At 43.6% G+C, this 21,346-nt stretch carries 16 protein-coding genes and 1 pseudogene; 8 read left to right on the top strand and 9 right to left on the bottom strand.

Annotated features, from left to right (window positions below; genetic code table 11):
• Window positions 1-340: 340 nt before the first annotated feature.
• The 4 genes from Q4519_RS10605 (at window position 341) to Q4519_RS10590 (ending at window position 5,638) form a co-directional block, all read left to right on the top strand.
• On the top strand, window positions 341-1,588 hold the full coding sequence (locus Q4519_RS10605; RefSeq protein WP_303512064.1) for a peptidoglycan DD-metalloendopeptidase family protein: 1,248 nt from the start codon (window positions 341-343) through the stop codon (window positions 1,586-1,588).
• A 234-nt stretch (window positions 1,589-1,822) separates the two neighbouring features.
• Window positions 1,823-4,387 (top strand): nitrite reductase large subunit NirB, encoded by a 2,565-nt coding sequence (nirB, locus tag Q4519_RS10600; protein ID WP_303512062.1) that lies wholly within the window; start codon window positions 1,823-1,825, stop codon window positions 4,385-4,387.
• Entirely contained in the window at window positions 4,384-4,719 is a 336-nt protein-coding gene (gene nirD / locus Q4519_RS10595) for a nitrite reductase small subunit NirD (RefSeq protein WP_303512060.1), read from the top strand. The genes nirB and nirD overlap by 4 nt, the downstream gene beginning before the upstream one ends.
• A 109-nt stretch (window positions 4,720-4,828) precedes the next feature.
• Entirely contained in the window at window positions 4,829-5,638 is an 810-nt protein-coding gene (locus tag Q4519_RS10590) for a formate/nitrite transporter family protein (RefSeq protein WP_303512059.1), read from the top strand.
• Between the two features lie 74 nt (window positions 5,639-5,712).
• Here Q4519_RS10590 and Q4519_RS10585 read toward each other — a convergent pair whose 3' ends face one another.
• From Q4519_RS10585 to Q4519_RS10575, 3 genes are all read right to left on the bottom strand, one after another.
• Entirely contained in the window at window positions 5,713-6,804 is a 1,092-nt protein-coding gene (locus tag Q4519_RS10585) for a branched-chain amino acid aminotransferase (protein WP_232801610.1), read from the bottom strand.
• A gap of 162 nt (window positions 6,805-6,966) precedes the next feature.
• Entirely contained in the window at window positions 6,967-7,932 is a 966-nt protein-coding gene (locus Q4519_RS10580; RefSeq protein WP_303512057.1) for a hypothetical protein, read from the bottom strand.
• Window positions 7,933-8,007: 75 nt separating this feature from the next.
• Complete coding sequence (locus Q4519_RS10575) at window positions 8,008-8,538, bottom strand: MgtC/SapB family protein (RefSeq protein WP_232801614.1); 531 nt, start codon at window positions 8,536-8,538, stop codon at window positions 8,008-8,010.
• 241 nt (window positions 8,539-8,779) lie between these two features.
• Here Q4519_RS10575 and cysK point away from each other — a divergent pair, with 241 nt between their 5' ends.
• Complete coding sequence (cysK, locus tag Q4519_RS10570) at window positions 8,780-9,748, top strand: cysteine synthase A (RefSeq protein WP_232801615.1); 969 nt, start codon at window positions 8,780-8,782, stop codon at window positions 9,746-9,748.
• A 136-nt stretch (window positions 9,749-9,884) separates the two neighbouring features.
• Here cysK and Q4519_RS10565 read toward each other — a convergent pair whose 3' ends face one another.
• Both Q4519_RS10565 and pgi read right to left on the bottom strand, forming a co-directional pair.
• On the bottom strand, window positions 9,885-10,637 hold the full coding sequence (locus Q4519_RS10565; RefSeq protein WP_303512054.1) for an ABC transporter substrate-binding protein: 753 nt from the start codon (window positions 10,635-10,637) through the stop codon (window positions 9,885-9,887).
• A 161-nt stretch (window positions 10,638-10,798) separates the two neighbouring features.
• A complete protein-coding gene (gene pgi, locus Q4519_RS10560; RefSeq protein ID WP_303512052.1) occupies window positions 10,799-12,448 on the bottom strand; it encodes a glucose-6-phosphate isomerase in 1,650 nt (549 codons plus the stop codon).
• Window positions 12,449-12,831: 383 nt separating this feature from the next.
• Here pgi and aqpZ point away from each other — a divergent pair.
• Window positions 12,832-13,526, top strand: a pseudogene (gene aqpZ / locus Q4519_RS10555) (aquaporin Z).
• Window positions 13,527-13,563: 37 nt separating this feature from the next.
• Here aqpZ and Q4519_RS10550 read toward each other — a convergent pair.
• The gene (locus tag Q4519_RS10550; RefSeq protein ID WP_303512050.1) at window positions 13,564-14,244 is read right to left on the bottom strand and encodes a spermidine synthase; all 681 of its coding nucleotides are present in this window, start codon (window positions 14,242-14,244) and stop codon (window positions 13,564-13,566) included.
• A 176-nt stretch (window positions 14,245-14,420) separates the two neighbouring features.
• On the opposite strand from Q4519_RS10550, the gene Q4519_RS10545 reads away from it, so the two are divergent.
• Window positions 14,421-15,371 (top strand): bifunctional GNAT family N-acetyltransferase/hotdog fold thioesterase, encoded by a 951-nt coding sequence (locus tag Q4519_RS10545; RefSeq protein WP_303512027.1) that lies wholly within the window; start codon window positions 14,421-14,423, stop codon window positions 15,369-15,371.
• Between the two features lie 18 nt (window positions 15,372-15,389).
• Here Q4519_RS10545 and Q4519_RS10540 read toward each other — a convergent pair whose 3' ends face one another.
• The 3 genes from Q4519_RS10540 to Q4519_RS10530 form a co-directional block, all read right to left on the bottom strand.
• Window positions 15,390-17,111, bottom strand: a complete 1,722-nt coding sequence (locus Q4519_RS10540) for a hypothetical protein (RefSeq protein ID WP_303512025.1) — start codon at window positions 17,109-17,111, stop codon at window positions 15,390-15,392.
• Between the two features lie 104 nt (window positions 17,112-17,215).
• Window positions 17,216-19,288, bottom strand: coding sequence for an ATP-dependent DNA helicase RecG (gene recG / locus Q4519_RS10535; protein ID WP_303512023.1), 2,073 nt, complete (start codon window positions 19,286-19,288; stop codon window positions 17,216-17,218).
• 598 nt (window positions 19,289-19,886) lie between these two features.
• Complete coding sequence (locus Q4519_RS10530; protein WP_303512022.1) at window positions 19,887-20,240, bottom strand: TonB C-terminal domain-containing protein; 354 nt, start codon at window positions 20,238-20,240, stop codon at window positions 19,887-19,889.
• A gap of 397 nt (window positions 20,241-20,637) precedes the next feature.
• Here Q4519_RS10530 and Q4519_RS10525 point away from each other — a divergent pair, with 397 nt between their 5' ends.
• A complete protein-coding gene (locus Q4519_RS10525) occupies window positions 20,638-21,303 on the top strand; it encodes a DUF4272 domain-containing protein (protein WP_232801623.1) in 666 nt (221 codons plus the stop codon).
• Window positions 21,304-21,346: the final 43 nt, after the last annotated feature.

The raw sequence follows: 21,346 nt of genomic DNA, 5'->3' as shown, positions 1-21,346 counted from the left end.
GCTCTCTCCAGTACTTTATAATCATTACTTGATTTCGGTTCAACTCGCTAATAACAGCTAAAAACATCGGAAAAGCCGCGGGTAACTCATTGTTTGTAATGAATGCAAATATACTGCTTTGTCTTTATTGAGTTTTTTAACAATCGAAGTATTAAGCATAGGCTAATATTCGGAGACATTGCTGGGTTAAGGTTAGTTTTATTTTTCACAGCACTTAGCACCTTGTTGTTACATTACGCTATATTCTGAATGAAAATTCTTATAAACTGCTCGTTTTTGTTACTCTATAACATTGATGAGCATGCCTTCTATTCTATCTCGACTGCCCCGATTTCATTTGATGGCCATTTTCATAGTGGTTGTTATCTTTGTTGCTGTGTTTATTGCTTGGCCAAGTGGCGATGCGCCACCCAAGGTTGATGGTGTCGCTAGACCTCTTGAGCTCGATATGGACCGTATATTAAAGCAACAAACGGACATGGTTGCGCAAGATCCTAATGAAGTAATAAAAGCCCATGCTGAATTCCCTGATATGTCTGGCGTGTCAGAGCATTTTGTTACGCTACAACCGGGCGATACGGTCGGCAAATATTTAAGTGAGCTAAATGTTTATAGTGCATTACCTGAATTGTTAGTGGCGGATGAAAAAGATCTGCGTTTAGGTAATGTGATGCCAGGGCAAACCCTCAACATTACCTTGGATGCAAAAGGCCGTTTATCTAAGTTAGATCTTGGTATCGACATTGCTAACAAGCTGACTTTTACCGCGACCGAGGATGGTTTCAGTGCCGAGCTATTTACTGACCCTGGTGAATGGTCTGAACGGGTGATTGCGGGTGATATTCATGGTTCATTTAATATTAGTGCGAATAAAAATTCTCTCAGCATGAGCAGTATTACCCACATTGCAAAATTACTTGAAAACCGACTTAAGTTTAGAAACTTGCGCGCGGGCGACAAATATTACGTATTGGTTAACGAGCAACGTGTGAAAGGAGAGTTTTACCAAGATGAAGTATTAGGTGTAATAATTAAGAGCCGTAATACCACTTATAGTGCTTTTTTACATGATGATGGCAACTATTATGATCAGGCCGGTAGTGGTTTAAATAAGGCTTATCGTAAAAGTCCACTCAATGGTAAGTTTCGCTTGAGCTCGCATTTTAACTTAAAACGTAAGCATCCGGTGACGGGTAAAATTCGTCCGCACTATGGCACGGACTGGGCGACACCTATTGGCACGCCAGTTTACTCTATTGGTGACGGTGTGGTTGAACGGGTTGAAAACCACCCCTTTGCTGGAAAATACCTAGTATTGAAGCATGGTCGTAAATACACCACTCGCTACCTACACTTAAGCAAAATTTTAGTACGTAAAGGTGAGCGTGTTTCGATGGGACAAATGGTAGCGAAAACGGGGAATACAGGGCGCTCAACGGGAGCACACTTGCATTTCGAGTTTCATATCAACGGTCGTCAAGTTAACCCATTGAATGTAAAACTGCCTTTCGCGACAGAAATGACGAACAAGAGATTGCAAGACTTCAAACGTAATGTCGCTGCAATGAAGAAAAAAATGGGCGCTTAAAATACCTTTGAGTGCCTGAGGTGACATCTAATTGTCGCTGGTAAGGGCATCATTTTACTGGCCCAATTGTTATTTATTTGTAATTTAATGCAAATTTTAGCCGCTAAATAGATCTCACTTGTAACATATCTTATACCTCTTTAGGGATGTTTAAATAGCCAGTTGATTTATATCAACTGGCTATTTTTTATTATTACTACATTGCAGCCATAAGCAGAAAATATTGAGGCAGCAATGGACAAAATGAGACTGGCAGTTATCGGCAATGGCATGGTGGGACACCGTGTTATTGAAGAGTTAATCGAAAAATCCCCGCAATCCCAATTTGATATCACTGTGTTGTGTGAAGAGCCACGCGTGGCTTACGACCGCGTGCATTTGTCGTCTTATTTTTCTCACCATACAGCAGAAGAGCTTTCGTTGGTAAAAGAAGGTTTTTATGAAAAGCATCAAGTTAAGGTGTTAATTGGCGAGCGTGCCATTACCATTAACCGCGCCGAAAAAGTCATTCATACACAAACGGGGCGTGCGGTTTATTACGATAAACTAGTTATGGCAACGGGCTCGTACCCGTTTGTGCCACCGATCAAAGGCAACGAAAGCAAAGACTGTTTTGTCTATCGCACCATTGAAGATTTGAACGCTATTGAAGCCTGTGCCCGTCGCAGCAAAAGCGGTGTAGTAGTGGGTGGGGGGTTACTTGGCCTGGAAGCCGCTGGCGCTTTAAAAGCATTGGGCATCCAAGCTCATGTGATTGAATTTGCGCCTGTATTAATGGCAGAGCAGCTGGATGAGCAAGGCGGCAAGATGCTGCGCCGTAAAATTGAAAGCCTAGGCGTACAAGTTCACACCAGTAAAAATACCTTAGAAATTATTGCTCAGGGCACGACCGCCCGTAATACCTTGAAGTTTGCCGATGGTACTGAGTTAGAAGTGGATTTTATCGTGTTCAGTACCGGTATTCGGCCGCAAGACAAGCTGGCGAAACAGTGTGGCCTTGCCACTGGTCGCCGTGGCGGTATTGTGATTGATGATCAGTGTATTACCTCTGATCCTGATGTATTTGCAATTGGTGAGTGTGCTTCATGGCAAGAGCAATTCTTCGGCTTAGTGGCACCAGGCTACAAAATGGCGCAAGTTACCGCCGATACCTTGTTAGGTAACGACAACCAGTTTGCTGGTGCTGACATGAGCGCCAAACTTAAATTACTGGGGGTCGATGTCGGCAGTATAGGTGATGCCAATGGTCGTACACCGGGTTGTCGCAGTTATGTCTACAGTGATGAAAGCCAAGATCTTTACAAACGAATTATTGTCTCGAAAGATGGTAAAAAGCTGTTGGGTGCGGTGCTGGTGGGTGATGCTTCTGATTACGGCACCTTATTACAATACAAGCTTAATGATATCGAATTACCTGAACACCCAGATAGCCTGATTTTACCGTCTCGCGATGGCTGTGGTGGTGCTAAGTTAGGTGCGGATGCCCTGCCAGAGAGTGCGCAAATTTGTTCTTGTTTTGATGTTAGTAAAGGTCATATCGCGGCCGCGGTGGCTGACGGCCATACCACTATGTCAGCAATTAAAGAAGTGACCAAAGCAGGTACTGGTTGTGGCGGTTGTTTACCACTTATTTCACAAGTGCTGAACGCTGAATTAGCCAAACAAGGTATTGAAGTTAAAAATCATTTATGCGAACACTTTGAATATTCGCGCCAAGAGCTATACCACCTAATCAAAATTGAAGGGATTAAAACCTTTACTGAGCTGCTGGCTAAATACGGTAAGGGCTACGGCTGTGAAGTCTGTAAGCCGACAATTGGCTCGTTGTTGGCATCATGCTGGAACGAGTATGTGCTAACGCCAGAGCATAATGGTTTACAAGACACCAATGATATCTTCTTGGGCAATATGCAAAAAGACGGCACCTACTCGGTGATCCCACGGATGTCAGCTGGTGAAGTGACACCAAAAGCCTTATCTGTACTGGCGCAAGTCGCGCAAGATTACGATTTATATACCAAGGTAACAGGCGCACAACGCATTGGCTTATTTGGTGCCCGTAAAGAAGACTTACCGGCCATTTGGCAAACCTTACTCGATGCAGGCTTTGAAACTGGCCAAGCTTACGCCAAAGCATTGCGCATGGTGAAAACCTGTGTCGGTAGCACTTGGTGTCGTTTTGGTGTGCAAGACAGTGTTGGCCTCGGAGCGCTACTTGAAAACCGTTACAAGGGCATTCGCACCCCGCACAAGATGAAATTTGGCGTGTCTGGCTGCACCCGTGAGTGCGCCGAAGCACAAGGTAAAGATCTTGGTATCATCGCCACCGATTCGGGCTGGAACATGTATGTGTGTGGTAATGGCGGTATGAAACCACAGCATGCGGTGTTATTGGCATCTGATCTCGATCAAACCACCTTATTGCAATACGTTGACCGCTTCATGATGTTCTATGTGCGCACCGCCGACAAGCTTACCCGTACTTCGGTGTGGCTGAATAATTTAGAAGGTGGCATTGATTACCTGCGTGATGTCATCGTTCATGACAAGTTAGAAATTAATCAACAGCTTGAAGCCGATATGAGCAAGCTAATAGCGAGTTATGAATGTGAATGGGCAAAAACATTATCGGATAAAGATCAGCTAGCTCGTTTCGCACACTTTATTAACTCAGATTTAAGTGATGATAATGTGCAGTTTGTGCCAGAGCGTGGCCAAAAACGCCCCGCCTTTATTACCGAAAAAGTACCAACTTACCGTATTCAGCTGGATAACGCATTAGAGGAAGAAACCGTATGAGTAAGAATAACAAATGGTTCAGCGTGTGTGAGTTAAGCAAAATCTATCCTGCCACGGGGGTATGTGCTCTCGTCAATGATAAACAGGTGGCATTGTTTCGCCCTTATAACGATGAGCAAGTTTTCGCCCTAAACAATATGGATCCGTTTGGTCAGGCGAATGTGCTATCACGTGGCGTTATTTGTCAGCATGGCGATGCGTTGTGGGTGGCATCGCCATTAAAGAAACAGCGTTTTAACTTGACTGATGGATCATGTTTAGAGAATGCGGAAATAGCCGTTCCAGCCTATCAAACTCGGGTTAAAAACGGGGTGGTTGAGGTGCTGGCATAGCCAAAAGCTGACATAACCACAGGGCTTTCCGGTTTTACTAGCACTGTGCTGGTGGTTTGAAAGCCTTACATTATGTCATTTTTTTTAATTATTAGCGCAAGGATGATTTATGTCATACGTTAAACCTGCTGAATTTGTACAAACCATGATAGATGCTGGCGAAAGCAAAGTGTTTATGTCAACGCGCGACACCATTATTCGCGGCACCATGGCGGGGGCTATTTTAGCCATTGCTGTTGCTGTTGCGATTACTACCGCCGTGCAAACTGGCATTCCTATTACTGGGGCACTGGTGTTTCCCGTTGGTTTTGTGATTTTGAATCTAATGGGTTTTGACTTATTAACTGGTGTATTTGCGTTAGCGCCGTTGGCCTTATTTGAACAGCGCCCTGGTGTGACTAAGACCGGTGTTTTACGCAACTGGTTACTGGTGGCGTTGGGTAACTTGATTGGCGCAGTCAGTGTGGCTTTTTTAGTCGCGTTAACCTTTACCATGAATTTCAGCATGGATCCCGGTGCAGTGGGGCAAGCGTTTATTAAAGCCTCAACTGCCCGCTCATTAGGTTTTGCGGAACACGGCTTAAACGGTTGGATCACTGTCTTCGTGAAGGGGGTTTTATGTAACTGGATGGTGTGCTTAGGGGTCGTGGGGGCCATGGTATCAAAATCGGTCAGTGGCAAAGTGTTGGCTATGTGGTTTCCTATTTTTATCTTTTTCGGTTTAGTATTTGAGCATGCCGTGGTGAATATGTATCTGTTCCCATTAGGAATGATGCTAGGCGCTGAATTTACCATTGTGGATTGGTTAGTTTGGAACCAAATTCCAGTAACCTTAGGCAACTTAGTGGGCGGTCTAGTGTTTACCGGTTTAGCGTTATACGCCACTCATGGTAAAACGCTGCCTGCTCGTAATCTGTAGTTTAAAAGAACTGACAGCAATAAAAAGGCGCCGAGGCTGTTGCCTTAGCGCCTTTTATTTTGTTGCAGCAGAGCCTAAGAGGCGATGCGTTCGACTTTTTGCAACCAGCCTTCAGGGGCTTGGACATAGCCTTTTTGCATGTCGGTATACAATTTGTAAATGCGTTGCACATGCTCACCAACCTCACCATTACCAACAGTAACAACGCGGCCATCTTCAAAAATATAAGAGCCAACGGCAGAGACTACGGCAGCGGTGCCAAAACCACCTGCTTCAATAATTTCACCTGACTCTATATCAGCAATAAACTGATCTAACATGATGGTTTCTTGGCGCACCTCACAACCCAATTGCTCGCCTAATTCCATGATGGATTGCGAAGTGATGGATTTTAAAATTGTGTCGGTAAAGGTCGGGATGATCACGGTACCATCTTTCAGAATATGGAAGTGATTCATTGCGCCAGCTTCTTCAATTTGCTGATTATTGGCATCCAAATACAGCACTTGGGATGCGCCAAATTCAGCAGCTGCCTGGCCTGCTCGCAACGATGCCGCATAGTTTCCTGCTGCTTTTGATGCCCCAGTGCCACCTGAAACTGCGCGATGGAATGTTTTACTGATCAGCAATCGTATGCCCTTGTTTACGCCTGCAGCGTAGTAAGCACCACTTGGGCTTAACACTACGCAGAACGTGTAGCTTTTGCTGGCGCCAATGGAGAGACGGTCTTCTGTGGCAAAAATAAATGGACGAATATACAAACATGCGCCTTGCTGCATTGGAAACCACAAGCGATCAACGTCGATTAAGGCATTAATGGCATCAATTTGCATTTGTTCATCGAGATGAGGAATGCAAAGGATATCGGCAGAGCGATTCATTCGCTCGGCATTTTTATTGATGCGAAATGTGTAAATTTCACCATCTTCATGCATGAAGGCCTTGGCCCCTTCAAAAATTGATTGGCCATAATGCAGCGCCATTGCTCCTGGCGCCATTTCAAATGGCCCGTAAGGCACAATGCGTGGATCACGCCACTCGCCGTCTCGGTAATCCATGAGAAACATATGCTCGGTTCTGAGGTTACCAAAGCCAACATTTTCATCTGGCTTAAATGGTTCGGTGCGGCGCTCCGACGCCGATTTTAAGTTGTAAGTTATTTCCATCACAGACCACCTTGATTAGAGAGATAAGCAGACTAGGTAGCGATGAGAATAATGTCAAGAGGTTGCCTCATGTCTAGTCGTTCTTGTTGTGTTTTATGCGATTTTTTTGACTGTTTATTCAACTTTATCCCCGCTAGAGCGGGGGCATGTTGAATTTCTAGGCTAAAAAGCTAACTTTTGTAATGGGCCCGCTTTTAACCTTTCACGGTTGCTTGCTGTTTCGCCTTGCAGTTTTTGCTCATCGGCTTCTAGTTCAGCTTCATTGCCGACAAAGTTGCCCAAACTTGAGTCTAACAACGCGGCTTCAATCCACTGGCTGAGCTCAGCAGTTTGTTGTTGCAGTGTGTCTTCATCAGCAGAAAATTGCTCACCTTTACCCATCTCATGTAAACCCGCAATGGCACCACTAACAAAGCAGCTCACGCGGTTGCTGGCAAAATGCAGTGAATTTTTGTTGTTCGCTTGGCTTTTGTCGATCACACTTAGTAGGTAAGCGGCGTTGACTAAGCGTTGCAGAGCGTCTGCTTCATTGGCGGGGATACGCGATTTGTCTTGGTGGTAATCGAGCCACAGACAAAACATAGTGCCGGCATTAAAGTCCGCGTCGGTGATTAAGGCGCGACGTTCAACCAGAGTGGTTTCAGCTAGTGCGGCATGGCCAAACATGACTTGTGAGACTTGATGAAAGTACAGCAGTAATGCGGCATCAAGCGCGAGTTTAATGCTCGCCTCATCAGCTTGGTCTGTGTCTGCAAACCATTGCGTTAAGCTGGTTTGATCTTTTTGTAAGCGAGACTTAGCAATTTTGTTCTCATTAGCGCAAACCGTTAAATAGCTTAACTCTAAGGCGCTTGATAGGCAGCTGGCGGCCAGTGTTAAGCTATTTTCGAATTGGTAGTGTTGTTCTTTCGCTGACTTAACAATCTGATGTATCCACGCTGGCGTACTTTGCGGTATTAGTTCAATTGCCCATTGCTCTGGTGCCAGTTTATGTTGATTGAGTTGCTGGTTAAAAAAACAAGTCTCGTTATAGCTTTGTTTGGCAATACGATGGGCTAAGTCTAAACGAGTGCCGCTTAAGGTTGGATACGCAGCGGCAAATTGGGTTAAATCGGGAAAGCTAAACATGGATGAGCCTATAAAAGATAAATACCGCGCTAGCATAGCGCGGCTGATTTATTCGGTACAGCTTAGCTGACATTTTTATACTTCTTCTGGTGCTTGCGGCGTGTTTGCTCGGCTATTACGCTTGGCCTTAATCAATTTACGTTTTCGGCTATAGAAGTGCGCATGTACACCTTGGCGCATAAATTTAAAACTGTTTTCCAGCAAATCGACGCCAACCAGTATCAGTAATACCAGTAGTGTGATTATCAGCGCTTGACGCTCAAAACCGATACCTATCATTAAGCCAATGGCTGCAAGCATCCAAATACTGGCAGCAGAGGTGACGCCCATCACTTGACCATCGCGGGACATCATTACCCCAGCTCCTAAAAAGCCAACACCAGTAATAATTTGACCGTAAACTCTGGCTTGATCTAAAGAATGGGGCGAGAGTGATATTCCCACTTTTAAAAAACTGTAAGTGCCGAGTACAATTAAGCAGGCAGTGCGAATACCAACCGGCTTGCCACGATATTGACGTTCAAATCCGATTAAGCCAGCACAAATGACGCAGAATAATATGCCGTGCCAATCAAACGGGTAAATGTTAAGCAAATTGTCGGACATGGTTACTCCTCTATCTTAGGGCCGCAATATGCGACTAACCGAGTTGTGAAACAAGTATTTATTGAGTGAATTATTTTTGTGCTGAAATGAAAAATCTCCACTTAGATAATGTGATACCACTGTGTGAGTTGGTTATAAGATATTAGAATATAAAATTAGCAAGACTGATAATTTCTGATATAAAGAGAAGAGTAAATTCAGCGTAGTATGGATACGCATTTAACAATATTAGGAAAATGTGATGAGCAAGTTGTTTGACGATAATTCTTTAACGATAGGTAATACTCCTTTAGTGCGTCTAAACCGTGTCACTAAAGGGAATGTTTACGCCAAAGTTGAAAGCCGTAACCCTAGCTTTACTGTTAAATGTCGTATTGGTGCCAACATGATTTGGGACGCCGAGCAAAAAGGTAAGTTAAAAGCCGGCCAAGAGCTAATTGAGCCAACCAGTGGTAATACCGGTATTGCACTGGCATTTGTGGCGGCGTCGCGTGGTTACAAGCTAACCTTAACTATGCCTAGTTCAATGAGTTTAGAGCGTCGTAAGTTACTAAAAGCCTTGGGCGCAAACTTAGTGCTAACTGAAGCGGCAAAAGGCATGAAAGGCGCGATTGATAAAGCCAATGAAATCGCCGCTAGTGATCCTGAAAAATATGTGTTACTGCAGCAATTTGAAAACCCAGCAAACCCAGCTATTCACACCATGACTACTGGCCCTGAAATTTGGGATGCCACCCAAGGTGAAGTGGATGTATTTGTTGCTGGTGTTGGTACCGGCGGAACCATTACTGGCGTGAGTCGTTATATTAAACAACAACGTGGTAAGAATATTATCTCGGTTGCGGTTGAGCCGGAAGATTCACCGGTGATCAGTCAAACCTTAGCGGGTCAAGAAGTGAAGCCTGGACCGCATAAAATCCAAGGTATCGGCGCGGGCTTTATTCCTAAAAACTTAGACTTGCGCGTAATTGACCGTGTTGAAACGGTTGGCAATGATGAGTCTATTGAAATGGCACGTCGCTTAATGAAAGAAGAGGGTATTTTAGCGGGTATTTCTTCTGGCGCGGCAGTGGTTGCCGCGGCGCGATTAGCTGAACTTGAAGAGTTTAAAGATAAAGTGATAGTGGTTATTTTGCCAAGCTCGGGTGAGCGTTACCTAAGTAGTGCGTTGTTTGAAGGTATTTTTGATGAGCAAGATTTAGTGCAGTAATTGCACTTTCTGCCTGTGCTAAAAAAGCCGCATTAACGATGCGGCTTTTTTTTAATCTATACCCTTGCGTTTTATCCCTGAAAACGAAATGTGGCCGTAACGCATGCTTTTTCTGGCTAAATAGGTCAGAGGGTGTTTAATCGTTTAGCTCAATATATTCTCGGCTTTGCTTAGACAGCTCTAAAGCGTGTTGCCAAGCGTGTATCGTTTTATCCAATGTTTGATGGTTGAACGCGATGTAAAGCTCAACTTCATAAAGGTCAATATTGGTTAAGTGGATCTCGTCAGTGGGGGTGGCATTTTGAATCAATAAATCCCACAAGGTTTTGGGGCTACAGCTAATCAAAGTAACCCGTTTCTTCAATAGCTGGTTGATAGTGCTATTGGGTGTGTTGGTTAACTTTATGTGGTTAAAACCGAGTTTTTCGAGAGCGGCTTGCTCTGGATAGCCACGAGTGACAGCAATATGGATGTCTTTATCCAGCAGGTTGATATCGTCATACTTATTTTGATCTGATTTGTGCTGACATAGCGAGACTCTATCTCGGGTTAATGGGCCTACCCACTTAAATAATGCTTCTCGTGCCGGCGTGCGTGCGGTTAGAAATAAGGCGCTGTTCGGCTCTCGTAACACCTTTTGGTAAGCTCTGGCCCAAGGTTTTATGCGTATGGTATCTGGTTGGCCTAATAATCGTTGCATTTTTCTCACTAAATCAACTGATTCTCCGAGTATTTCAAATTGATCATCAATCGCAAAGGGAGGGAAGTGTTCGGTATAAAAATCTATCTTAGGTGTTTGGTGTTCGGGTGGTAGGTTGGCATGGGCAAGTTGAAAGAATAAAACGGGTAGCATTAATATTACCCAACTTATCCTCGCGATATACTTCATTATCTTTACCCTTGCCAAACTACTTAAGGATAATAAAAGTATAAAAATACGCTTAAGTTAACAATCATTAATGTTAAAAAATGTGGCTAGGCAAGTTAATCAATATTAATTAAGCCTAAAAAAATAGCACGCAGCCCATTAATTGGGCTGCGTGCAGTCGATTAACGCCAAGCTTTAAAGCAGTTGATCAAACCATTGGTTGACGCGTCATGAGCGCTAACGTTTTCGTCATCTTGCAGCTCAGGTAAAATTTGGCTAGCTAGCTGCTTACCTAATTCAACCCCCCATTGATCGAAGCTGAACACATTCCAGATAATACCTTGGACAAAAATTTTGTGCTCGTACATGGCGATCAATTGACCGAGTACACTTGGGGTAATTTTTTTCACCATGATTGAATTGGTTGGCTTGTTGCCCTCAAAGACCTTAAATGGCACTAAGTGTTTCACTTCTTCTAATGACTTTCCTGCGGCAAGAAATTCAGCTTCAACCTGCGTTTGGCTTTTGCCAAAGGCAAGTGCTTCGGTTTGGGCAAAGAAGTTAGATAGCAATTTAACGTGGTGATCGCCTGCAGGGTTATGACTTTGTGCCGGGGCAATAAAATCACATGGGATCAACTTAGTGCCTTGGTGGATCAGTTGATAAAATGCATGCTGGCCGTTAGTGCCTGGCTCGCCCCAAATAATAGGACCGGTTTGATAGTCAATTGGATTACCCGCACGGTCGCAGTTCTTACCGTTTGATTCCATGTTACCTTGTTGGAAATAAGCGGCAAAGCGATGCATGTATTGATCGTAAGGCAAAATCGCTTCGGATTCGGCGCCGTAAAAGTTGTTATACCAAACACCAAGCAAAGCTAAAATAACCGGGATATTTTGCTCGAAATCGGCATTTAAGAAATGCTGATCCATTTCATGAGCCCCGTCCAGCAGTTGCTCGAAGTTATCGTAGCCAATAGTTAGTGCAATGGATAAGCCAATGGCTGACCAAAGTGAGTAACGGCCGCCAACCCAATCCCAAAATTCAAACATATTGTCGGTATCAATGCCGAACTCTGCGACTGATTTTGCGTTGGTTGAAAGTGCGGCAAAGTGCTTAGCGACAAATTCAGGTTGTTTCGCCGCTGCTAAAAACCAATCGCGCGCACTGTGGGCGTTAGTCATGGTTTCTTGGGTAGTAAAGGTTTTTGATGCAATCAAAAACAGAGTGGTTTCTGGGTTTACTTTTTTCAACGTTTCGGTGATATGAGTGCCGTCAACGTTAGACACAAAATGCGCGTTAATGCCTTCTACTTTGTAAGCGTTTAGGGCTTCGGTGACCATGTAAGGACCTAAATCAGAACCGCCGATGCCTATGTTGACGATATCGGTAATACGCTTTCCGGTGTAACCAAGCCATTCACCTGAGTGAACTTTTGCGCAGAATGCTTGCATCTTAGCGAGCACGGCATTGATCTCTGGCATCACATTGTTGCCGTCTACTTTTATTTCACTGTTACTGCGATTACGTAAAGCCACGTGTAAAACTGCGCGGTTTTCTGTTTGGTTAATCTTGTCGCCATTAAACATGGCGTGAATTGCGCTTTTTAAATCAACTTCATGTGCTAGTTCGGTTAGTAACGCTAGAGTTTCCGAAGTGACTAAATTTTTAGAGTAATCCAGCAGTAATTCGTCATTGAGTTGACAAGATAGCTGCTTAAATCGATCGGGATTTTGGGTGAATTCTTGTGCCAACGTAATGTTATTTTGTGCAAAGTGGGCCTGCAGCTTTTGCCAAGCTTGTGTTTCAGTTGGATTAACAGTGTTAAGCATAAAGTGGTTACCTGAATGATAAGGAAAATAACGAAATAATAGTCACTTATATGAAGTATATTTTGAAATTGTGACAAAAAAGTAAAAAGCTTGTCTCGGCCCAAGCGCAACTAAAGAGCAATCGGCACTATTTTGCAAGTGTGAGAATATAAAACTTTGATCAGCTTCACGTTACGGTTTTTTGTGTCACTAAGTATATGATTTTAATTGCTTGCCTTTTGTAACAAAGGGTTTCAAAAGTGCGCAAAAGTGTAACGTTATCGGTTTAGTCTGGGGCGTTGCGTTAACATATTGGATTTTCTGCTTGTCTAGTAAATAAAATGTGAATATTTTATTAGTTGCTCTAAGTTAGGGCAATATAACATTTCTTAAAGTGTTGAAAAATGGATCTTTCTAAAAAAATGGCGGCCGAGTTTATCGGTACGTTTTGGTTGGTTTTAGGTGGTTGTGGTAGTGCAGTGTTAGCCGCGGCATTTCCGGAAGTTGGTATTGGTCTATTAGGCGTGTCGTTAGCCTTTGGTTTAACCGTTCTCACCATGGCGTTTGCCATAGGTCATATTTCGGGTTGCCATTTAAACCCTGCCGTCTCATTCGGCTTATGGGTGGTCGTTTTTCGGCGAAAGAGCTAGGCCCTTATATTGCGGCTCAAATGGCGGGAGCAATTGCTGGTGCTGCAGTGTTATATGTGATTGCGAGTGGTCAAGCCGGCTTTGATTTAAGTGCGGGCTTTGCCTCTAATGGTTATGGTGAGCATTCGCCCGGTGGTTACACTTTAACTGCGGCTTTGGTTACTGAAGTGGTGATGACTTTTGGCTTCCTCATTGTGATTTTGGGTGCGACTCATAAGTTAGCGCCTGCTGGTTTTGCTGGTATTCCTATTGGTCTAGCGCTAACGTTGATCCACTTAGTGAGTATTCCGGTAACCAATACTTCGGTAAACCCTGCTCGTAGTACAGGCCCGGCATTGTTTGTTGGTGATTGGGCGGTTTCACAGCTTTGGCTGTTCTGGGTGGCTCCTATTGCTGGTGCGATCTTAGCAGGTATTGTGTATCGTTGGTTAGCACCGAATAAAGACTAAACAACCCTTAACTAGCGTTCTTGAATCAACGAGGCCGCTAGTTTTTCTCTATGTTGTGCGGCTTTTCTTTATTAATCACGATCAGATGATTACGCATGTTCTCAACCTTAATTACTTGCGGTGTTTGCTTAAATTGTTGGGTCACGAGCAAGATCACTGCGTCAAGCTCATCTTGCTGCCTTGGTAGTAAATTAATTATTAAGGTATCGCTAAACTTGCTAGCACAGGCTTGATAAAATGCAGGATCAAAGAGAAATGCAGGACTGCCAAAATCGCTAAATAAATCGCAGAGCATGACATCAGCAGGGGCCAGTTCAGTGATAGCGGCACAGGCATCAGCGGCTAAGACTTTTACCTGACATTGGCTTGGGTTGAAATAGTCATTAAACCAATCAATCACTTGCTGGCTTTGTTCAATACAAGTGTATTTTAGGTCTGGTTGCCTGTCACATAGATAGCGGATCAAGCTACCACCGCCTAAGCCTAGCTCAATAATAGACTCAAAGTGGTGGGGTAAATGCGGCAACAAAGCATGATGATAGCCAAGCATCAGTTTACTTGGCTCGGTCTTGCTCATAATACTTTGTACGACGGTATCAAGGGTTAGCCACAAGTAGTCATGGTCTTCAAATAATACCCATTGCTTATCATCTTGATGTACTAAATGGCGCACTTGGGCTTGGCTGAGACGGTTGATTAGCTCGTAATCGGATAGCAAGAGTGGCTCCTTATGCCAAGTGGCGAGATTATTGTTTTATAACTTATTGTTTATAAAGTTTAATTATTAATGTGGTAGGCAGAATATGCAATGCTAAAAACTAGCTAATTGAGCGGATATTGAATATTGCTGAAAGACTAGGCAATATAAGAAGCATTAGTCACAGGAGATATTACTTGTATCATATTTTTGAGCCTACTACCAAAACGGAACTCGATGAATACTTTCATTTCCGTTGGTCGATCTTAAACGCACCTTTACAGTTGCCAATGGGCTCTGAAAAAGATGGTTATGATCCCCATGCCTTGCATCGGATGATCCGAGATCGTGACGGTAAACCGCTGGCGGTTGGGCGGGTATATGTTACTGATGCCGATGAAGCGCAAATTCGTTACATGGCTGTAGAGCCTTCTTATCGCGGTAAAGGGATTGGAGCTTTGTTGTTAAAAGCTCTGGAACAAGCTGCGCGTGATGAAGGAGCAAAGCGCATTGTGTTGCTGTCTCGAATCAAAGCGATCTCTTTTTTTGAAAAGTTTGGCTATGTTGCTGCGCAACGTGAACCCCATCGTATGGAAGGTACGCAACTACTGCAAATGATTAAGCAGCTCGCCCCTGCGAAAAGTTTGCTGCGGGTGCCTGAATTATGCTTAGCATTAGAGCGGGTTTGGGCTGAGCAAATTCCCATTAGTGAAAAAATGGGTATTACTGTTTACCAATACACGGGCGAGCGCTTTGAAACTCGCGCCAGTTTACATGCCAATGTGAATACTAAACATGCCATGTTTGCTGGTAGTATTTATAGTCAAGCTACCTTAACCGCGTGGGGTTTGTGTTGGTTAAAAATGAAAGAGCAAGGTTTTGATGGTGAGATAGTGGTTGCTAAGGCTGAAATTGCTTATCGCCAACCTGTTACTGAACTGCCTAGAGCGGTGATCTTAAAAGATCATATTGATGGCAGTTTTGCAGGCCTAAAAAAAGGCTGTAAGGTCAAAGTCAAAATGACGGTGAGTATTATTAGTGGTGAGCAAAATGCAGCAGACTTTGAAGGCCTGTTCATTATTTTACCGAGAGAGTCCCAGTCGGAGCCGCCTCCTTTAACTGATATCTATTCAGTGGCCAATGAGTAATTGATAGCTACACAGACCTTAATCTAACCTAATCACCCGTTTTTCGGGGGCTTTATCCATTATTTTACCTTCCACATTGACCGGCGTGCTGGGGATTAATCGTTGTAGCATGTCGGGATTCAGGTAATCTTCGTTTAGCTTGCCTTTAATTCTTATCTTATCGGCTTTCATGCCCTGATATAGCGCTTCGTTGACGATTAGTTCAAAGCTTGCCTGTTGCGACCATTGCGGTGGTATGGTTAATAAATGGCGTTGCTTGATCAATTGCGCTTGCTCTAAGCGCAGACTGATCCCCCGAATAGAGAGGGGCAGTTCATCAGCGTAAGAAAGCAGATTTAAATTAAATAAATCGAGTTTGTCGATGACTAAGCTGTTGATTGGCAGCAAAAGATCTTTCGGCTCAGCCAGCTCTTCATTCTTTGTGGCTAACCATTCAGGTTGGATCCCGATATCTAGGTCGCGAGCAGTGAGGTGGTTGATATGAAGATCGGGGTAGCGCTGTAAGCTAATATCAAACAACGCAGAAAAGTGGCCATCAAAGCTATTCCCTTGGACCTGATAAAACTCCCACTTGCCACCTTTTACTCGACTTTTAAGGGTTAAGTCGGTAATGCTGGTTCCCGCGTAGTAGAACTCACGCATATTGAGGTTAAATTGGCTATTAAGTTGATCCACTTGGCTTAAATCGAGCCATTGGCCAGTGCTTAAAATGGGTAAATTTTTCAAGTTGAGATTGAGCTTATTAAAGGTCAGCGGGAGTTGTTTGTCGTAGCTAGTAAAACTAATCTCGCTTAATGCCAGTTGCTCAATCAAGATGCTGTCGAATAAAGGGGATTCGACGGGCTGGTTTACTTTTTGGTCTGATTCTATGTTGGCTGTCAGCTGCGGTGCATTGGCTTGAAAGTTTTGTAGCCAGCTTTCGCTGTATTCTAAGTTTAAATCGCTCAGCGAAAATTGTTTCACCTTGAGTGCCAAAGGTGGCGTAACATTCATAGCTAGCTCACCCACTAACTTACCTTTCAAATGATTTGCACTAAATTGGTCAATTTCTAGCTGTTGGTTTTGCAGTTGGGCCGAGACAAAAACATTGTTCACTGCAAAGGCGTTGATCGCGATCTGGTTAATTGCTAATTCTAGATCAACAGCCCCTTTGCTGGTGAGAAGTTGGTGATCTTGAACTAATTGCCATTGATTCAAGTGCATTGTCAGATCGTGTAGTGTCACCGCAGGGCTTTGTCTCAAAGACACCGCTAAATCGAGATGATTTATACTAAATTGTTTTATTTGTAATGAGGCAATAGGTAATGGTTCAACGTTACTTGGCTCATTCGCGCTAGTAGGCTTAGGGTTACCGCTTTGCAAATGCTGTAGTAAGTTGTCGTTAATGGATAATGTTGGTCGTTCTAAAATCACTTGTTCAATAACTAGCTCACGGCTAAACCAACCTGAGCTACTCAACTGCAACCAAATTTGTTCAATTTCAGCGACGGGGTGTTCAGCTGGGGTGTGCTGTGGCAATGTGAGTTTGATGTTATTAAGGGTAAGTTGAGTCGGCTTGGAGATATTCCATTGAATATCTTGTATATCCAGCTCAAAACCTAAGTTGGTTAGTGCCCACTGCTTAATGTCAGCGCGGTAATCATTGGCATTAAACATCAATGCGGCAAGGCTAATAATCACTAATAGTAGCAGTAATAGACCAGCAACAATACGCACCATTAAGCGTGCTGTGGGGTTCATGATAGTGATTTCCTTATCTCGCTCTGCGATGAAACTAAATAATACTGAATAAACATTACCTTGTCGTGATTATGCTGCCACGGTGCGGCGCAGCTAACAATTTTTTAAGCATGGGAATAAATTTCTTTCTGTCCCAGCCAGCGTTTGACTATTTTATCAACAGTTTCTGGATATTGCTGCATAACATGCTGAGCTAATTGTTGCACTTGTGGAATTAAACGCTGATCGCGACTTAAGTCTGCAATGCGCAAGTCTGCTAAGCCAGTTTGCTTACTGCCGAGTAATTCACCAGGGCCACGGATTTCTAAATCTTTTTGCGCAATGTAAAAGCCGTCAGTGGACTCTCTTAATACCCCTAGTCGTTTGCTTGCAGTGACCGATAATGGATTATGATATAGCAGTACACAGTGGCTGGCAGTGGCACCACGACCGACGCGGCCTCTTAACTGGTGTAATTGCGCTAGTCCAAGACGTTCTGGATTTTCTATGATCATCAAACTGGCATTGGGCACATCTACACCGACCTCAATGACTGTTGTGGCAACCAACAGGTCGAGCTCTGCTGCCTTAAAAGCATCCATTACGTACTGTTTTTCGGCAGGCTTCATACGGCCATGCACCAGACCAATACGCAATTGTGGCAGCATCAGTTGCAAATCATTGGCGGTGACTTCAGCCGCTTGGCATTCAAGGGCTTCCGACTCCTCAATTAAGGTACACACCCAATATGCTTGACGTTGCTCGTTCTCACAGGCTTGACGTACGCGCTCGATCACTTGCTCGCGCCGCGTATCAGGGATCGCCACGGTGGACACAGGCGTTCTTCCAGGCGGTAATTCATCGATGATAGAGGTATCTAAGTCGGCGTAAGCGGTCATCGCTAAGGTTCGGGGGATGGGAGTAGCAGTCATGATCAATTGATGAGGGGCATAAGGACCAAAGGTGCCTTTTTCACGCAGTGCTAAGCGTTGATGCACGCCAAAACGGTGTTGTTCATCAATGATCATTAAGGCTAAATTAAAGAATTCAACTTCAGCTTGAAACAGTGCGTGAGTGCCCACTATCATTTTACTTTCGCCATTAGCAAAGGCAGCAAGTTGCTGTTCGCGCTGTTTACCTTTTACTTTTCCTGCTAACCAGCCGACTTGTATACCTAATGGCTCAAGCCATTGGCTGAACACTTTGGCATGTTGTTCGGCCAATAATTCGGTGGGGGCCATTAAGGCGACTTGATAGCCCGATTCAATCACTTGTAATGCCGCCAGAGCTGCGACCAAGGTTTTGCCTGAGCCAACGTCACCTTGCACCAAGCGCATCATCGGTACGCTTTTATGTAAATCTTGGCTGATCTCATTGACCACGCGTTGTTGTGCGTGAGTGGGTGAAAAGGGTAATTGCGCCAATAGTTGAGCCACCATAGGCCCAGCTTGTTGAATAGACGCCGCTTGATTTTGGCTGGACTTTTGTCGCAGTAGGAGCATGCTGAGGTTATGGGCCAATAACTCCTCGATGATAAGGCGTTGTTGTGCTGGGTGCTCTCCGGCATCCATCAAGTCTTGATCGGCATCGGCCGGAGGTTGATGCAGGTAAATTAAAGCCTCCTGCAAAGAAAAAGCATAGTGATTGAGCTGAGCGGGCAGTACTTCGTCTATATTATGCTGCTTTAATAGTTCAACGGCTTGATGAGTAAGACTACGAAAGGTGTTTTGCTTGAGTCCTTCTGTTGTGGGATAAACGGGAGTGAGCGCCTCTTCACATTCAAGTTGTTCGGGATCATTTAATACTTGATATTCAGGGTGGGTGATCTCATAACCAAACTTGCCGCGACGAAACTCGCCATAGCAACGTAGCCACTTTCCTTCGCTAAGTGCATTCTTTTGGCCTGCGTTGAAGTGAAAAAAGCGCAGTGTCACACTGCCAGTACCGTCACTAATTTTACAGGTCAGGATGCGGCGATTACCAAAGCTGACTTGAGTGCTTTTTATCTCGCCTACAATGGCGCCATGTAAGCCTGGTAGCATATCTTGAATGGCAAAAATTCGAGTGCGATCTTCGTAACGTAGCGGTAAGTGAAAGAGCATATCTTGAACATTAGCTAGCCCCAACTTAGTGAGTTTTTCAGCAAGTTTGCTGCCGACACCTTTTAATGTCGTGAGAGGTAACTTTTCTAGTTTCACCGTCTGCGTTCCAAATACCTGTAAATATAAACAGATAATACAAGAACATCCGCTGTAACGTTATTAAAATGCATAAAAACAATAAAGATAGCGCTATCATTTTATAGGAAGCTTATCATTCATAAGTTTAAATAGGTGTTGATAGCGTTATCTTTTTCGCTTTATATAGATTATTTGTTCTTATTAATTATTTGTTTTTAAATGGTTATTTTTGTTTTTTTAAGAAATTGACGTGATTGGCTTTTCGGTTAACGTAATTGCAGCATAAAGCCATAGACGAATTTTGCTCAACTCTGATAATCTAGCTGCACAGTTTAGGAAATAACTTGTTTCCTCTGAGGTTTTTTGAATATTTGCGGGTGTAGATGGAGCTCTTTGAGCTCTACTAAAGACAAAGTTAGCAGATGCTAATTGAAATAAAAAAGGGAGCTATTTAGCTCCCTTTTTTATTTTCTCGAATAGGGCTACTCCCTTTCGAGTGACTAAATTATTTAGCATCAGGTACATCGTCTAACCAGTTAAAAGGCCTTATTCTGAGTGGCATTGGTTTTGCGGTAACACGGCAAAAATTGTCACAATATCTTACCAATCTCTCGAACTATTCTGCTCTGAGGCGAAGCTTAAACTTTTTAAGCTTGGCTAAGTCTTCCTCAGGTAAGCTAGAGGGGTCTAACGTTAATATACTGCTTTTTAGTGCCTCAACTGCAGATTGATCAAATTTAGCAAAACCACTGCTTTGCTCTACTGTAACATCCACATTTCCCATCAAATCATTGTTTACCATGACTGTAACCGTTGAGCCTGGATAGGTGTGACGTGCTTTCCAGTGTTGATAAATGTTTTCTTGCATTGCTTGTTGGCATTGCACTAAATCTTCGCAGGTTGTCATTGCTGATGCCGCAGGGGTCGTGATCAATGCAGCGAGAATCGCCATTGTTATTGTTCTATACATGTTTATCTCCTAATGGTTTATTAGTTTTTTATTGTTATTTCTAACAGCAGTGTTGTTTTGACTTTAATCATAGTATGATCGCAATAACAAACTGCATCATTTGTAACAGTAGGTAACAACGAATATGAAGTTGATCATAGGTTAATTAATTCATTTTTGTTACAACATGATGGGATTAGAAAGTATAAAAAAAATAATAATAATTTATCAGGGCTTATTGGTCTTTTTGGTGATCCTATATTGAAGTTACCTCACCACGAAGACACGTAAACCTTAGCCAAATATGATGGACGTTTCTTTTAAATGGGTCATCCACGACCATCATAGCTATGCCATTGCAGTGGACTTGTTGCCACGATGGCGCTACATCACTCGTTGTAATATCAGGAGATAAAGAGTGCTAGGATTACTTAAAACATGGATGATGCCAAGAATCACCCCGATGCCAGCGAGCATGGCGAGAAAGTTATTGTCAGAGCAGCAGCTAACCCAGCTAGGCATAAAAGTTGATAAGAATTTGCCTTCCTTGCCTGATGCCGGAGAATGTCAATTTAGATCCGTTTCAGACATAGTGCATCGCTTGCAAAGCTTAATGTTATTAACTGCTCACGCCGAAGAACTGCCAAGTGCCGTGATCGATGCTTTGTATTTACGAACAGGCGCGCAACATTGCTTCACCCTTAAAGAACAGCATTGGCTTGCTAAAACCCACCTAACGCCAGCAGAAAAGCAAGTTTGTATGTGGCGCTATGAATCAATCAAATTATTGCTGTGGGCAATAGGCCACCTAGCTGAGTTGGGGAAAGCAACAGAAGGGGCCAATATTATTGAGCTATCGCGTCTGATCCAGTGGCAAAGTTATGATGAACTATTGGCAGGAGCAAAACCATTAAACCCAGTTACGCTGCTAGATACTGCGGACCAGTATTACCGAATGGCTCACCTTGGTAAGCATCAGCCTCGCGCCCTACCTGCCAATATCAGCCTGTTAATAGTGCAAGAGCGTTATACTTGTTTAAGCTGGTTGATAGGTGAATCAGACTGGGATGAACTGTGTGAGTAAATAAGTGAGAGATTAGCTGTTAGCCTTGATGTTTAGAGTTGTG

The organism is Motilimonas sp. 1_MG-2023, assembly GCF_030547455.1.
Classification (GTDB): Bacteria; Pseudomonadota; Gammaproteobacteria; order Enterobacterales; family CBDFNC01; genus Motilimonas.
The sequence above is the reverse complement of the archived record's forward strand: the minus strand, read 5'-3'. Positions and strand labels throughout refer to the sequence as shown.

Bases quoted from the DNA above. Each gene is read 5' to 3' on its own strand.
- Q4519_RS10605 (WP_303512064.1), top strand. From the start codon at position 341: ATGGCCATTTTCATAGTGGTTGTTATCTTTGTTGCTGTGTTTATTGCT.
- nirB (WP_303512062.1), top strand. From the start codon at position 1,823: ATGGACAAAATGAGACTGGCAGTTATCGGCAATGGCATGGTGGGACAC.
- nirD (WP_303512060.1), top strand. From the start codon at position 4,384: ATGAGTAAGAATAACAAATGGTTCAGCGTGTGTGAGTTAAGCAAAATC.
- Q4519_RS10590 (WP_303512059.1), top strand. From the start codon at position 4,829: ATGTCATACGTTAAACCTGCTGAATTTGTACAAACCATGATAGATGCT.
- Q4519_RS10585 (WP_232801610.1), bottom strand. From the start codon at position 6,804: ATGGAAATAACTTACAACTTAAAATCGGCGTCGGAGCGCCGCACCGAA.
- Q4519_RS10580 (WP_303512057.1), bottom strand. From the start codon at position 7,932: ATGTTTAGCTTTCCCGATTTAACCCAATTTGCCGCTGCGTATCCAACC.
- Q4519_RS10575 (WP_232801614.1), bottom strand. From the start codon at position 8,538: ATGTCCGACAATTTGCTTAACATTTACCCGTTTGATTGGCACGGCATA.
- cysK (WP_232801615.1), top strand. From the start codon at position 8,780: ATGAGCAAGTTGTTTGACGATAATTCTTTAACGATAGGTAATACTCCT.
- Q4519_RS10565 (WP_303512054.1), bottom strand. From the start codon at position 10,637: ATGAAGTATATCGCGAGGATAAGTTGGGTAATATTAATGCTACCCGTT.
- pgi (WP_303512052.1), bottom strand. From the start codon at position 12,448: ATGCTTAACACTGTTAATCCAACTGAAACACAAGCTTGGCAAAAGCTG.
- Q4519_RS10540 (WP_303512025.1), bottom strand. From the start codon at position 17,111: ATGAACCCCACAGCACGCTTAATGGTGCGTATTGTTGCTGGTCTATTA.
- Q4519_RS10530 (WP_303512022.1), bottom strand. From the start codon at position 20,240: ATGTATAGAACAATAACAATGGCGATTCTCGCTGCATTGATCACGACC.